Here is a 13954-nt window from a genome sequence, read left to right as displayed (position 1 = left end):
CTCGCCGGCCTGAGGGGCCTCAGCCCCCGGTCGACGTCCGCACGATCAGGGCGCCGTGCTCGGGCGGAGGCACGGCGAGCGCGAGGTCCGGTTCGAGCTGGGTCAGCAGGGCGGCCGCGGCCTGGCGCCCCAGCGCCTGCGGCTGCAGGTCGACCGCGGTGATCGCCGGTGCGACGCTCCGCAGACTGTCGGCATCGGATCCGCACACCACGCGCACGTCCTCCGGCACCCGCACCCCGCGCTCGACGAGCCGGTCCACGAGCGCCCTGGCGTGATCGCTGGTCAGGCAATACACCCCGTCGGGCGGCTCGGGAAGGGCGAGCAGCTCATCGGCGGCGACCGCCCCCTCCTCGTGCTCCGAGCGCTCCGGCACGTGCCGCACGTGCTGGGCGGCGGGCGGCGTCCGCTCCCGATAGCGCCGCACCGTCGCCTCGTTCCACTCGATCGCATCCGTACCCACGACCAGCGCGATGCGCGTCGCCCCCGACGCCGCGAGGTGGTCGAGCACCCGATCCGTGATGAGCGCGGTGGCGATGTCGATGACGTGCGGGTCGTCCGGATCCGCCGGATCCGCGCCGACCAGCGTGTACGGCATGCCTCCTGCGCGCAGCGCGGCGATGAGCGGGTCCCGCTCGACCGGATCGGTCACGATGATGCCGTCGCACGCCCAGGCCGTGGTCGGGGCGTGCGGCACGGCCGGATCCGCGACGAGCATGAGCGCGTACCCCTGGCCGAGCGAGGTGAGCGCCGCGGCGCCGGCGAAGCGGGGGAAGTAGTCCACGTCCTGGATGTGCTGCGGCTCCACTCCGACGGCGGGACGCAGCACCAGCCCGATCACTCCGAGCCGGCTGCGGCGCAGCCCGCTCGCGACGACGTCGGGGTGGTACCCCAGCGCGGTCGCCGCCGCGCGCACACGCGCCTGGGTCGCCGGGTTGACCACGCCGTTCCCGGAGAACGTGTGCGACACGGTGGTCACCGACACGCCCGCCCGTCGGGCCACATCGCGGATCGTGGATCGCTGTCTGCGCATGCCGCGATGATAATCGTGGAATCCGCTTGTCCAAATCGTTTTGGATCTTTAGCGTTGCGTGTCGAGCGCGAACAAGGACGTCGCGCACCCGACCTTTCGCCCTGGAGGATCCATGTCGCAGACGACACCCCCCGTGACCGATTCCGCTCCCGCCCTGACCCACCCCGTGCCCACCGACAGCGCCGTGCGCGTGGAGACCCACGGCATCGACTACATCCCCGATGCCGAGCGCCACGGCCGCGCCCGCGACCTGTTCGCGGTGTGGGCGGCGCCCAATGTGAACTTCCTCGCCGTCGTCATCGGCGTCACCCTCATGCTGCTGGGACTCACCCTGTGGCAGGCGCTGATCGTGATCGTGATCGGCAACCTGTTCTCGATCATCACGGGGATCGTGGCCGCATCCGGCCCCGCCGCCGGCACGCCCAGCGAGGTGATCACGCGCGCCATGTACGGCATCACCGGGAACCGGTTCAACGTCGCGATCGCGGGCTGGCTGATCAGCGTCTGCTACCTCGCGATCAACTGGGCCGCGGCCACGACCGTCGCGGTCGGGCTGCTCGGCCGGCTCGGCGTCCCCTCGAACGGCTGGACGATCGCGATCAGCGCGATCGTGATCGCCGCCGCCACCATGGTGATCAGCGTCTACGGGCACGGCCTGATCATGCGCCTGTACCAGCCGCTCGCGATCCTGCTCGCGGTGATCTTCGCCGTGATGGCCGTGTTCGTCGTGGGCGGCGCGCGCTGGAGCTACACGCCGGCCGAACCGCTGCACGGCCTGGGACTCGTCGCGATGATGGCCGCGGGCGTCGCGCTGGTCGCGTCGGGGCCGCTGTCCTACACGAACAGCGCCGACTTCGCGCGGTACCTCCCGGCGAGCACGCGCGTGCGCGACGTCGCCCTGTGGACCACGCTCGGCATGGTCATCCCCGGCGTGCTCGCCACGTTCGTCGGCGCCCTGGCCGCGAGCGCGGTGGACATGTCGGATCCGGAGGCCGGCCTCGAGAAGTTCCTGCCCGGCTGGTTCGCGCCGATCTTCCTCATCTCGGTGATCGTCGGCACCATCGCCAACAACGCCATGACCGCGTACAGCTCCGGCCTCGCCCTGCAGGCCGTCGGGATCCGCCTTCCGCGCTCGCGCACCGTGCTGCTGGACGGCACGGTCGGCGTGCTGATGACCCTGTTCGCGCTCCTGGTGTGGAACTTCCTCGACAGCGTCTCGAGCGCCCTGCAGCTCGCGGTCACGGTCCTCGCGCCCGTCATGGGCGTCTACCTCGCCGACATGCTGTGGCGGCGCAACCGCTACGACGGATCCGCGCTGGCGGACGACAGCCGGGGCAGCCGGTTCTGGTTCACCGGGGGCGTGCACGTCGCCGGCGCGGTCGCGGTGCTCGCCGGCATCGGCGCGGCGTTGCTCTGCAGCGCGACGCTCGTCTACGTCGGCCCGGTCGCCGCGCTCCTCGGCGGGATCGACCTGTCGGTCCCCGTCGGACTGATCGTGCCGTTCGTCCTCTACCTCGCCCTGGTGCGGAGCTCCGCCCGCTCCCAGGCCTCGCTGTGACCCACGGATCCGGAAAGAAGGACCAGAACGCATGACCTCCCCTGACACGCACACCACCCACTACCGCGGCGGCGCGATCTTCACCTCCGACACGGATCCGTGGGCGCAGTCGCTCCTCGTCCAGGACGGACGTCTCGTCTTCGTCGGGGACACGGCCACCGCCGACGCCCTCGCGGCGGACGCCGTGATCGAGCTCGACGGCGCTCTCGTGATCCCCGGCATCGTGGATGCCCACACGCACCTGGTCGGTCTCGGCGAATCGCTCGAGCAGGTGGATCTGCACGACGCACCCGATCTCGCCGAGATCCAGAATCGGGTCTCCGCCGCGGCCGCGGCCGATCCCGCCGCCCCGCGCATCCAGGGCCGCAGCTGGCTGTTCTCGAGTCTCGGCGGGAAGGCCCCGCACCGCGAGATGATCGATGCCGCGGTCGCCGACCGGCCCGTGTACCTGCACGCGAACGACAACCACTCCGCATGGGTGAACTCCGCCGCCCTCGCCGAGCTCGGCATCGACGACGGGACGCCGGATCCCCTCGGCGGCACGATCCAGCGCGACGCCGACGGGCACGCCACCGGCATGCTGCTCGAGAACGCGGTGTTCGCCTTCTTGCGCGAGCGGCTCGACGCCCTCACGAGCGACGACGACAGGGAGGCGCACTTCGAGGCCGCGCTGCGCACCTACCTCGACGCGGGCGTCACCGCCGCAGTCGACATGGCCCTCACCGAACCCGACCTGCGCGCGATGCTCGCCGTGCAGGAGCGGCACGGCGGCAGACTGCCGATGCACGTGGCCGCGCACTGGGCGGTGTACCGCACCGGGACCGCGGAGGGCGATGCCACCGCCGTGGACCGGGCGATCGCGCTGCACCGCGCGCACACCGGACCCGGGTTGCGGATCTCCGGCATCAAGCTCTTCGTCGACGGCGTGATCGACAGCTGCACGGCCGCGATGCACGCCCCCTTCGCCGACGGATCCCAGCCGGAGGCGCTCTGGGATCTGCCCTCGCTCACGGCCGTGGTCACCCGCGCCGACGCGGCGGGGCTGCAGATCGCCATGCACGCGATCGGCGATGCCGCCTCCGCGCTCGCCCTGGACGCGCTCGAGGCCGCGGTCGCCGCGAACGGCCCGCGCGCCGAGCGCCGCCACCGCATCGAGCACCTGGAGACGGTGGACCACGCGACCCCGCTGCGCCTGGCGCGGCTCGGGGTCATCGCGTCGATGCAGCCCGTGCACTCCGATCCCGCGATCCAGGACAACTGGCGGGCGATGCTCGGCGACGACCGCGTCGAGCGCGGCTACCCCTGGGCCGAGTTCGCCGAGGCGGGCGCGACGCTCGCGCTCGGAACGGACGCCCCGACCGCGCCGTTCGACCCGCTGCCGAACCTGTTCATCGCCACGACCCGGCGCTCGGCGTTCGATCCTGCGCTGACGGCGAACGTCCCCGGCAACGCGATGGCGATCGCCGACGCGGTGCGCCGCGCCACCCGCGACGCCGCCTACGCGTGCGGCTGGGAGGGCGAGCTCGGCGTGCTCCGCGCAGGGGCGGCGGCCGACTTCGTGGTCCTGGACGGGGATCCGTTCCGCGACGGGCCGGAGGCGTTCCTCACCGCGCGGGTGCGCACGACGGTCGTCCGAGGGGTCGACCACGCCACGGCCCTCGCCTCCCTCCCCCGGGGTCGTTGAGCGCCCTTCGTCTCGCTTCGCTCGCTCAGGGACCGCTCCACGGATCGGTCCCTGAGCGAGGAGCGCAGCGACGAGACGAAGGGCGCTCGACCACCAGGGGCGGACCCGCCGATCACCGCTCGTAGAGCAGGATCACGCTCCCCGCGCCGTCGACACGGTGGGTCTCGTGGTAGCCGAGCGACTGCAGCTGCCCGAGGCCCCAGGTGTCCTCGACGCCGTCGAACTTCAGCTCGACGACCCAGACGCGGTCGACGCCCTCGAAGCGCCCCATCCCGGACGCACGCGGGATCCCGTAGGTCTGGTCGTACCAGGTGTAGGACTTCTGGAACGGGGTCTTCAGCAGCAGGTCCGTGACGTTGCGGAACGCCGTCGGATCCGTCGCCTTGGCGAGCCTGGTGCGCTGGGACGGCCTGGCACCGTCGTCGAAGACGATGCCGTCACCCGGGACGGCGTTCGCACTGATGAAGGCGGCGATGTCGTTCCAGTCCGACTGGTTCTTCGCGTACGGCCCGCGCTGCAGCGCCGCCACGGGTACCGCCGCGATCAGGACCGCGGCGACCGAGACGATCGCGAGTGCCTTGCCCAGCCGCCGGCGCGGGAGACGGGCGAGCCGGCGCACGCCGAGCGCCATCACGATCGCCACCGCAGGGGCCGAGAACGTGCCGTAGCGGGCGGTGTAGCCGGACACGAACGGGCTCGCGGCGATCAGGATCCCCATCGGCACGAGCATCCAGCTCAGCGCGACGGTCTCCAGCCGCAGGCCCAGTCGGGTGCCGGAGCGGCGGACACGCGCCGCTTCCACGGCGAAGAAGACCACGGCGACGAGGATCAGCGCCCAGGCGATGACGGCGAACCACCACTCCTGGAACCACATGTTGCGCAGCAGGACCTCGGGCGTGATCGACTCGCGCACGGCGAGGAACGCGATCTGCCGCCGCTGCATGTACCCGAACCAGGCCAGCGGAGAGGCGAGCACGAGCGCCACGGCCGTGCTCACCGCTGCCGCCCGCCAGCGCCTCCGCAGGGGCGGGCAGCACAGCACGATCACGACGATGGCCGGCACCATGAGGGCGACGTAGAGGAAGAGCCAGATCCCGACCGCGAGCACAGCCGTGTACGCGACCCAGCCGCCGAGAGCACGGGATTCGCGGCGGGCGATCTCCATGAGGATCGCGCACAGCACCGCGGCGAGCGCCGCCGTCATCGCGTAGGAGCGGGCCTCCTCGCCCGCGAAGATCAGCCGCGGCAGGATCGCAGCGAAGACGCCGGCGAGCACCGCGAAGCGCAGCGACCCGAAGCGGCCGCACATCCACACGACCGCGGCGGCGCACACGCCCATCGCGAGGGCAGAGGGGAAGCGGATGGAGAAGGCGCTGGGCCCGAACACGTCGATCCACGCGTGCAGCCCGAAGTAGTACAGCCCGTGCACCGCGTCGACGTAGCTCAGCATGTGCACGAGCGACGGCAGCGGCCGCGTCGCGGACATGAGCGTCGCCGCCTCATCCCCCCACAGCGAAGGGATCCAGGATCCGGCCGCGCTCGCGGCGACCGCGAACAACCCGACGAGAGCCGCCCACAGCCCGAGACGGCGAGGATCGGCGAGCCGCTCCTCCGCGTCAGGGGTCTCCTGGGCCGCCGCACGGTGCAGGGCCTGACTGGTCACGACGCCCGAGCGTAGCGTGTGCGTCTTGGCATCCCCTCCGAGGCCATCGCCGGGCGAGCCGCGCCTCCCTGCGACGGTCGCGCCCGTCACCGGGCCGTCACCCACCGTTCTCCGAGTGTTCGCCCGGCATGCGCCCAATATCCTTGAAGCGTGTCTCTCTCCTCCTCCGCGCGGCGCCTCGGATCCTCCGCGCGGCGCCTCCGCTCCACCGCCCGACGCCTGAAGCGCGCCGTCGACGCGGAGCGCATCGCCTTCTGGCGCTCCCGACCCGTGCGGCCCGATCAGGTGCTCTACGAGTCCTTCGCCGGAAACGGCATGCTGTGCAACCCGGAGGCGATCTTCCGCCACCTGCTGACCGACCCCGCGTACGCCCGTCTGACGCACGTCTGGGCACTCGCCGACGACGACGCGATCGAGCGCTTCCGGGCCGAGTTCGCCGGAGACCGGCGGGTCTCATTCGTGCGCCGCGGATCCGCCTCCTACCGCCAGGCGCTCGCGGTGAGCGGCTGGCTGATCAACAACGCGACGTTCCCGACCTGGTTCAGCAAGCGGGAGGGCCAGGTGTACCTGAACACCTGGCACGGCACGCCGCTCAAGCTCATGGGCTTCGACATGCCGTCGGGCGCCGTGCAGTCGGCCAACACGCTGCGCAACTTCCTGATGTCGGACTACCTCCTCGCGGCGAACCCGTTCATGGCCGAGACCATGTACGAGGGCGCCTACCGGCTCACCAACGTCTACCCCGGCACGCTCATCGAGGAGGGCTACCCCCGCATCGACCGGCAGCGCCTCGACGCCACCGCCGAAGCGGCCGTGCGAGCGGAGCTGGAGGGCAGCGGCGTCGTGCTCGGCGACAAGCCGATCGTGCTGTTCGCCCCCACCTGGCGCGGCACCTCGTTCGACGACCCTGAGGACAACATCGACGAGCTGGCCGCCCAGCTCGCGGCGCTGCAGGCCGGCGTCGGGGACGACCGCGTCGTCGTGCTGAAGACCCACCAGATCGTGCACGCGCACGCCTCGGCGCGGCCGGAGCTCGCGCGCTCGCTCGCACCGAACTCGATCCCCTCGAACGTGCTGCTGGGCGCCTCGGCGGGGCTCGTCACCGACTACTCGTCGATCTTCTTCGACTACCTGGCGACGGGCCGCCCCATCGCGTTCTTCACGCCCGACGCCGACCTGTACTCCTCGGGCCGCGGCACCTATATGCCGCTCGACACGCTGCCGGGGCCGGTGGCGGACGACGCCGCAGAGACCGGCCGCGCCCTCGGGGCGCTCCTGGACGGTGCGGATCCGCATCCGCAGTACGCCTCCTGGGCCGAGCGTTTCGCCCCGTTCGAGGACGGCGGCGCGACCGCCCGTGTCGTCGACATCGTCTTCGGCGGCGCCAGGGAGGGCTACCGCGCCCGCCCGACCGTGCACGACGGCCGCAAGCGCCTGCTCGTCTACCTCGGCGGCATGAAGCCGAACGGCATCACCACGAGCGCGCTCAACCTCCTCGGCGCGATCGATCACACCCGCTACGACGTCACCGCGCTGCTGCCGAGGAGGCGGCTCAGCACCGATCCGCTCACGCAGGCGCGGATCCCCGCCGAGGTGCGGCAGGTGTTCCGGATCGGGGGGATGAACGGGTCGAAGGCCGTGCACCTGCGCCGTCGCATCGACGAATGGCGCGGTGCCCCGCGCACTCCGGGCGCGGAGCCCTGGCACGAGGAGCTGTGGACGGCGGAATGGATGCGCGTCTTCGGCGACGCCCGCTTCGACTGGGTCGCCGACTTCAGCGGTTATGGTCCCGTCTGGACCACGCTGCTGCTGCACGCCCCCGCCGTGAGCGAGGGCGGGCCGGATCCCGTGCGCGCGATCTGGATGCACAACGAGATGGCGTCCGACCGCGAGCGCACGGTGAACGGCAAGGCCAGCATGAAGCGCGGTCTCGGCGCCGTCTTCTCGATGTACTCCGAGTACGACCAGCTGGTCTCCGTGTCGCACCAGCTCACCGAGCTGAACCGCATCGAGCTCGCCGAGTACGCGCCCGCCGACCGCTTCCGCACGGTGCGCAATTTCCCCGACGTCGAGCACGTCGTGCGCGGCGCCCGCCGACCGCTGAGCGAGTTCTTCTCCGAGTCCGACGCCCAGTACGAGGCCGCCGACAGGGAGATCCCGCCCCGCCCGGCGTGGTACGAGGCGCTCCAGGCCGATGAGGGCGAGCTGCGCTGGTTCGTCACGGTGGGCCGCCTCTCCCCCGAGAAGAACCACGCGCGCCTGATCCGGTCGTTCCTCGCCGTGCACCGCGCGCATCCCGAGGCGCGGCTGCTCATCGTCGGCGGAGGTCCGCTGCAGGACGAGCTGCAGCGGCAGATCGACGACGCGGGCCTGGACGACGCGGCCTTCCTCACCGGCGCGCAGCGGAACCCCTATGCGCTGCTCGCCGCCTCCGACTGCTTCGTGCTGTCCAGCCTCTACGAGGGGCAGCCGATGGTGCTCATCGAGGCGGCGATCTGCGGACTGCCGATCGTGTCCACCTCGTTCGGATCCGTCTACGGCGCGCTGCCCCAGGGCGCGATCCGCATCGTGGAGCAGGACGACGATGCGCTCGCGGCGGGGATGAGGGCGGTCCTCGACGGCGAGGTGCCTCCGGCCTCCCTCGACACGGATGCCTATCGCGCCGACGTGAAGGCCGAGTTCGAGGCGCTGCTGACCGACTGAGCAGCGCGCTCGATAGGATCCCCGCATGACCGCCGACGCCCGACCGCCCGGTCCGCCGGTGCGCGGTCTGCCGCGCAGTCTCGTGATCGCGCGTGCGTGGGGACGGCTCGCCGGAGTCGGTCCTCTCACGGGTCCCACCGGCGTTCCGCTGGCCCGCACGACCAAGCTCCTGATCGACCCGCTGGTGATCCGGCCGTCCGCACGCCCGCATCTCGCGCATGCCCTGCTCTCGGACGAGTCCGCCGGCGAGCTGGAGGCGCTTCTCCTCGCCGCGCGGTCGGATCTCGCGGCGACGGCCGCCTGGTTCACCGCTCTGAAGCGCGCGCGCCGCCGTGCCGGGATCACCCGTGGCAACCCCCAGGACCTCTACTTCCAGCGCGCGTTCGAACTGGCCCGCCGCCATGGTTCCCCGGCGCACGACGCCGACGTCATCGCCGCCGCCACGCTGGCTGAGGTGCACGACGACATCCGCCCCGGCATCGCAGACCTGCGCGCGCATCTGAACGATCCCGCGGTCGCCGCACGAGCGGGGCAGGAGATCGCGGAAGCATGGGCGCGCAGGACGGTGCCGGAGGACGACGTCGCGCACGACGCCCTGCGCCGGCTGCTGGACTCCTGCGCGAACGGTTCCGGGGCCGGGGATTTCGCCGCCCTCGTCGCGTCCCGCAGCGGATCCGCCGGCGCACCGCCGGCGGATCGTCCGGGAGCCGCCAGGGCGCTGGGGCTGACAGCCAAGGAAATCCCGGTGCCCCCAGAGCCGGGGACGAGCGCCACGAAGACCGCGATGCCGCCGCCGTTCGACAGATCGCTGTTCGAGCGGCTGTTCGCGTCGTTCGCGGCCGTCGCGGACAGCGGCGAGGTCCTCGACGACGTCGTGCACGACGAGATCCGTCGTACCGCGGGCGCGTGGCAGCTCGCCGAGGAGCGGAGCAGAGTCGTGCTGCTCGCCGCGGCCGAAGCATCCGCCGCGCTCGCGGATCCCGCGTCGGAGACGGGATCCGCGCCCTCCCCCGCCGCACTCGCCGACCCTGGGGCGGGCGCGACGACCGATGCCGCCCGGCGACTGCACGGACGATGGCGTCGCGAGCCGTTCGTGCACCATGCGCTGCGCCTCAAGGAGGACCCGGCCGCGGCGCGCGGTGTGCGCGAGGCCGTGCTGCGTCGCCTCTGGGTGCGGCTGCACGGACGCGAGCTGCGCGGCGACGCAGTGCAGGCGGAGGATGTCTGGGCGCTGCTCGACGGCGCGCTGCGTTCCGTGATCCTGGACCGGCGCGGGATCGTGAAGGCGTCGATCGGCCGCGACGCGCTCGAGGAGGCGGCATGATCCTGCACACGACCCGCACCTCGGAGGGTCTGCGGATCGGCCCTGTGCCGCCCGCGCACGCGCATGCGGCGCTGCTCGAGACGGCGGGCGCGCTCCTGGTCTGGGACGCGGCCGATCCCGCCGGACCGCCGACGGCGACCGTGTGGGATCCCGCCCTCGCCCTCGACGTCGCCTGGCAGATCTACGGCCCCGGCGCGGTTCCGGTGCTCCTGGAACGGACGGGATCCTTCGCGCCCGCTCCCGCTCCCGCTCCTGCGCTCGACCACGCTCGGCGCGCGGCGCTGGCGACCTGGGCGGCGACGTGGTGGCCGGCCTCGTCGCTCGCGGGCATCCCGCCGCTCGATCCGCGGATCCTCGCCGTGGAGCGGGCGGATGCGCTCATCGCGGTGGAGCACGTGCTCGACGGCGATGAGCTGCTGCTCGTGGCACTCGCCGACGGCCTGGCCGCCGCGCGTGCGCTCCGGCTCGCGCCGGAGATCGACGCCGCAGTGCTTCCCGCGCTGGCCGCGCTCGAGGCCCGGGTCGAGGAGGCGGCTGCGGACCGCGGAATCACCGCGGGCAGCGCCGCGGCGATGCCGGCACGCGAGGACCTCGCTCTCGCCGCCTCCGCGACCGCGCGCTCCCCCGCGGACGTGCTCGCGGAGGGCACGGAGCCGCTGGATCTCTCGGCGTTCGCGCCCGGCACGGTCGACGCCGCGGGATCGGCGCACTGGCAGGTGCGCTCCGCGGAATCCGACGTCGTGCTGGAGATCTCCGTCCCGCGTGCGCCGTCGATCTCCGCCGCGGATCCGGCACCGCTCGACGCCGTGTTCGCGGGCGTCGCGCTGGCCCTCAGACCAGAGCCCGGACGATTCGCGGGCAGCGTCGCCGCTCCCGCGACGATCCTGCTCACGCCTCCCGCCGCGCGCACGCTCGCTCTCGCCTCGCGCGGATATCGCGGCCGCCGCGACGTGGACGCGGGAGCGCTCCTCGCCCTCGCCCGCGAGCGCCTCGACCGCGCACGGGAGGCCGAGATCGGCGAGACGGGGATCCCGGATCAGGCCGTGCTGCTCGCCGAGCAGGAGGCCGCGAGGCGATGACGGGGACCGAGCCGACAGGAGGAGAAGGCGGGTCCTTCGACGCCCTGGTCCTCGGCCTGCCCGGATCCGGGAACCTTCCGGCCCGATGGCAGCACGTCGAGCCGCTCTTCGCCGAGCTGAGCACCGCGTACGCGTCCGGCGGCCCGATCGCGGCCGAGTCGGCCACCCGCCGCCTCCTCGCGGCCACGGAGGTCGAGGACGTCGACGGGGTCGGCCTCGACCTGCGCGGCCGGGCCCTGTCCAATCTGTCCGCGATCGCGGAAGCACGCGGGGATGCCCCTGCGGCGATCGACTTCGCCACGAGGGCGATCGCCGCCTGCACGGCCGCCGAGGCGGCGATCGGATCCGCCCGTCGCACCCCTGAGGTGCGTTTCGGGGCCGTGATCAACCGCGCGCAGACGCTCGCACTGGTCGGCCGCTCGACCGAGGCGCTGCAGGACCTCGAGGCGCTCGGCGCGGAGTTCGACCACGCGACGCCGCCGCTGCTGGTCTTCGGACGTCACAACACGCTCGGAGGGATCCTGCTCGATCGGGAGCGCTTCGCCGACGCCGAGGTCGCCTTCCGGGCTGCCCTGAGCGCGGCGCTGACGCACGAACCGCGTCTCGCCTCGTACGCGTACTCCGGCCTCGCCGCGCTCGCCCACCGGACCGGGGACCCGCGTCTCGCCGCCGAGCAGCTGCAGATCTCGCGGCAGCTCCAGGCGACCGGTCCGATCGCCGCGGCGCGCACGGAGGAGAACCTCGCGCGGCTGCTGCTCGACCGCGGCGAGGTCGATGCCGCCGAGGAGCGCTTCCTCGCGGCGGAGGAGGGCTACCGGCACGGCGGCGACCCTCGTTCCGCCGCGGTGTCCCGGCTCGGGCGCGCCGCCGTGCTGCTCGCCCGGGGCAAGCTCGCCGCCGCACGCCGGCTCGTCGAGCAGGTGCGTGCGGAGGTCCTCGCGCAGGGTGACGTGTGGGCGCAGTTCCAGGCGGAACTGCTGCTCGGCGACACCCTCGTCGCGCAATGGCGCTTCCCCGCCGCCGATGCCGCCTACCGGAGGGCGCGCGCGGTCTGCGCGTCGACCGGCGCCCTGCACGAGGCCGCACGGGTCGACGTGCGCCGGGCTGTCGCCGCGCTCACAGCCGCCGAGCGCTCGCTGTTCCCCGCGGAGAAGCGGCGCATGCGGCGCGCCGCACTCGATCTCGCGCTGCCCGCCGCGCTCGCGACGGACGCGCTGCGCGGGCGATTCGCGGCAGGACCGATGCGGGAGCGGTGGATCCGCACGGTCTCGACGGTCGCCTTCGAGGTCGCTCTGCAGAGCATCAGCGCGCTCGCCGAGACCCGCCTCGCCGTGGAGGTGATCGAGTTCCTCTGCTCCTCGCCTTCTCTCGACGCCTTCGCGCCCTCCTCGTCGGCCTCGGATCGCGCACCGGAGAACGACCGCGTCCGCTTCGCCGTCCTCGAAGCGCCGTACGCCCTGGCCGCATCCGGGGAGGCCGGTCGCGCTTCCCCGACCGCCACGGGCGGAGGAGCACCGCCGCCGTTCGTGCGGGCGATGCCCGGCGACGAGTCGTTCCGGGTCTGGATCGCCGAATCCGAACGTCGCTACGGGGTCGCCATCCGCTCCGCGGAGGCCGTCGATGCCTGGTGAACGCGGGAGCGCGGGAGATGTCGCCGAGGGCGCGCCGGACCGCCCGCGCGTGCAGCTCAAGTACGCCGACGTCGGCGATCTCTACGTCACGTGGCGGTGGGAGCATGCGCCGGAGCGGCCGCGCGCCTACGCGATCCCCCGTGCCGCTGTGCAGCCCGTGCTCGACCGGCTGGACGAGTCGGTGCCCTCGCCCCTGCCCGGCGAGAGCGTCACCGCCGCTCTCGACCGAGCCTTCCGCGGACTACTCTCCGATCCGGACCGCGAACGTGGACTGTCCGCGGAGCTGGCAGGGGCGCTGCTGCCCGCCCCGCTCGCCGCGGAGCTGAACGCACTGCTCGAGCGCGGCCGGCGCCCGCATCTGCGCATCCAGGGCTCCCCCTCGCTCGGCCGGGTCCCCTGGGAAGCGCTGCTCGTCGACGCGGACCGGCGGATGGTGCACGAGGCCGAGGTGTCCCTGCTCGTGCCGGCCGGCGTGCGCAACGCCCCGTCGCGTCGCGTCTCAGGGTGGGATCCGCGCGGTCCGGTCGTCGCGGTGCTGGATCCTCCCGTGCCGGGAGGGATGCTCGCCCCGGTGCTCGGGCCGGCGGGCGCCGGGGCGGGACTCGACGCGCTGCGGGAGCGGCTCGGATCCCGGGCCCGCGGCGCCGAGCCCCTCCTCGGCGGCGCGATCGACCGGGTGCGCCTTCGCGCGCTGCTCGCCGATGCGTCCCGCCTCCTCTACGTCGGGCACGTGTCGTCGTCCGACCACGGTCTGGACGTGCGCATGCATCTCTCGGACGGCCCGGCCCAACCCGGCCGTGCCGCACTGCTCGGCGCCCATCGCCCGCTCACCGCCGCCGACATCGCCTTCGGAGCGTCGGAGGACGACACCGACGGCGGCTGGCTGATTCCGGCCCGCGTCGCGCTGATGGCCTGCGAGTCCGGTGGAGACGCCGGTTTCGCGGAGCCCACGGCGCTCGTCGCGGCGCTGGTCCGCGGCGGCGCGGAGCACGTCACCGCCGCACGGTGGACTCTGCCCACCGATGCGGGGTTCGCACGAGCCGCCGGTGAGCACGCCCCGGCTTTCAGTGCGGCCATCGACGCAGTGGACGCGGCCCAGGAGAGCGCGGATCCGGTCGCGGCGCTCAACGCCTGGCAGCGCGCCTGTGCCGAGACCTGGGCGCGCTCCGGCGCCGTCGAGCACTCGCCGCTGATGTGGGCGGCGATCTCCACGACCTGGTCTCCGCCGCCGCGTCACGAACCCTGATCGCCGGAAACCTGTGATCGGGAGCGCTCGCCCTCC

General features: G+C 73.1%; 9 protein-coding genes. 7 read left to right on the top strand and 2 right to left on the bottom strand.

Going from position 1 to position 13954, the window contains the following annotated elements; all coding sequences use genetic code 11:
- Nucleotides 1-19 precede the first annotated feature (19 nt).
- Nucleotides 20-1030 carry a LacI family DNA-binding transcriptional regulator gene (locus CQ044_RS01820; protein ID WP_105686423.1) on the bottom strand — a complete coding sequence of 337 codons (1011 nt, stop codon included), beginning with the start codon at nucleotides 1028-1030 and terminating at the stop codon, nucleotides 20-22.
- 112 nt (nucleotides 1031-1142) lie between these two features.
- Here CQ044_RS01820 and CQ044_RS01815 point away from each other — a divergent pair, with 112 nt between their 5' ends.
- Together CQ044_RS01815 and CQ044_RS01810 are read left to right on the top strand one after the other, a co-directional pair.
- Nucleotides 1143-2588 (top strand): cytosine permease, encoded by a 1446-nt coding sequence (locus CQ044_RS01815; protein ID WP_105686422.1) that lies wholly within the window; start codon nucleotides 1143-1145, stop codon nucleotides 2586-2588.
- A gap of 31 nt (nucleotides 2589-2619) precedes the next feature.
- Nucleotides 2620-4272 (top strand): amidohydrolase, encoded by a 1653-nt coding sequence (locus CQ044_RS01810; protein WP_105686420.1) that lies wholly within the window; start codon nucleotides 2620-2622, stop codon nucleotides 4270-4272.
- A 112-nt stretch (nucleotides 4273-4384) separates the two neighbouring features.
- Here CQ044_RS01810 and CQ044_RS01805 read toward each other — a convergent pair whose 3' ends face one another.
- Entirely contained in the window at nucleotides 4385-5935 is a 1551-nt protein-coding gene (locus CQ044_RS01805) for a glycosyltransferase family 39 protein (protein ID WP_146116718.1), read from the bottom strand.
- A 150-nt stretch (nucleotides 5936-6085) separates the two neighbouring features.
- Between CQ044_RS01805 and CQ044_RS01800 the strand changes: the two genes are divergently transcribed.
- Genes CQ044_RS01800 through CQ044_RS01780 form a run of 5 tightly spaced genes read left to right on the top strand, consistent with a single transcriptional unit; the run spans nucleotide 6086 to nucleotide 13918 of the window.
- Nucleotides 6086-8638, top strand: coding sequence for a glycosyltransferase (locus CQ044_RS01800; protein WP_258133110.1), 2553 nt, complete (start codon nucleotides 6086-6088; stop codon nucleotides 8636-8638).
- A gap of 25 nt (nucleotides 8639-8663) precedes the next feature.
- Nucleotides 8664-9962, top strand: coding sequence for a hypothetical protein (locus tag CQ044_RS01795; RefSeq protein ID WP_105686418.1), 1299 nt, complete (start codon nucleotides 8664-8666; stop codon nucleotides 9960-9962).
- Entirely contained in the window at nucleotides 9959-11041 is a 1083-nt protein-coding gene (locus tag CQ044_RS01790) for a hypothetical protein (RefSeq protein WP_105686416.1), read from the top strand. The genes CQ044_RS01795 and CQ044_RS01790 overlap by 4 nt, the downstream gene beginning before the upstream one ends.
- Complete coding sequence (locus tag CQ044_RS01785; protein ID WP_105686415.1) at nucleotides 11038-12672, top strand: lipopolysaccharide assembly protein LapB; 1635 nt, start codon at nucleotides 11038-11040, stop codon at nucleotides 12670-12672. The genes CQ044_RS01790 and CQ044_RS01785 overlap by 4 nt, the downstream gene beginning before the upstream one ends.
- Nucleotides 12662-13918: a CHAT domain-containing protein gene (locus tag CQ044_RS01780; protein WP_105686413.1), complete on the top strand. Its 1257-nt coding sequence runs from the start codon at nucleotides 12662-12664 to the stop codon at nucleotides 13916-13918. The genes CQ044_RS01785 and CQ044_RS01780 overlap by 11 nt, the downstream gene beginning before the upstream one ends.
- Nucleotides 13919-13954: the final 36 nt, after the last annotated feature.

Origin of the sequence: Microbacterium sp. MYb64 (assembly GCF_002979495.1) — a bacterium.
GTDB classification, from domain to species: Bacteria; Actinomycetota; Actinomycetes; order Actinomycetales; family Microbacteriaceae; genus Microbacterium; species Microbacterium azadirachtae_A.
The sequence above is the reverse complement of the archived record's forward strand: the minus strand, read 5'-3'. Positions and strand labels throughout refer to the sequence as shown.

Coding starts and splice junctions, on each gene's coding strand:
- CQ044_RS01820 (WP_105686423.1), bottom strand. CDS start 1,030: ATGCGCAGACAGCGATCCACGATCCGCGATGTGGCCCGACGGGCGGGC.
- CQ044_RS01815 (WP_105686422.1), top strand. CDS start 1,143: ATGTCGCAGACGACACCCCCCGTGACCGATTCCGCTCCCGCCCTGACC.
- CQ044_RS01810 (WP_105686420.1), top strand. CDS start 2,620: ATGACCTCCCCTGACACGCACACCACCCACTACCGCGGCGGCGCGATC.
- CQ044_RS01795 (WP_105686418.1), top strand. CDS start 8,664: ATGACCGCCGACGCCCGACCGCCCGGTCCGCCGGTGCGCGGTCTGCCG.
- CQ044_RS01790 (WP_105686416.1), top strand. CDS start 9,959: ATGATCCTGCACACGACCCGCACCTCGGAGGGTCTGCGGATCGGCCCT.
- CQ044_RS01785 (WP_105686415.1), top strand. CDS start 11,038: ATGACGGGGACCGAGCCGACAGGAGGAGAAGGCGGGTCCTTCGACGCC.
- CQ044_RS01780 (WP_105686413.1), top strand. CDS start 12,662: ATGCCTGGTGAACGCGGGAGCGCGGGAGATGTCGCCGAGGGCGCGCCG.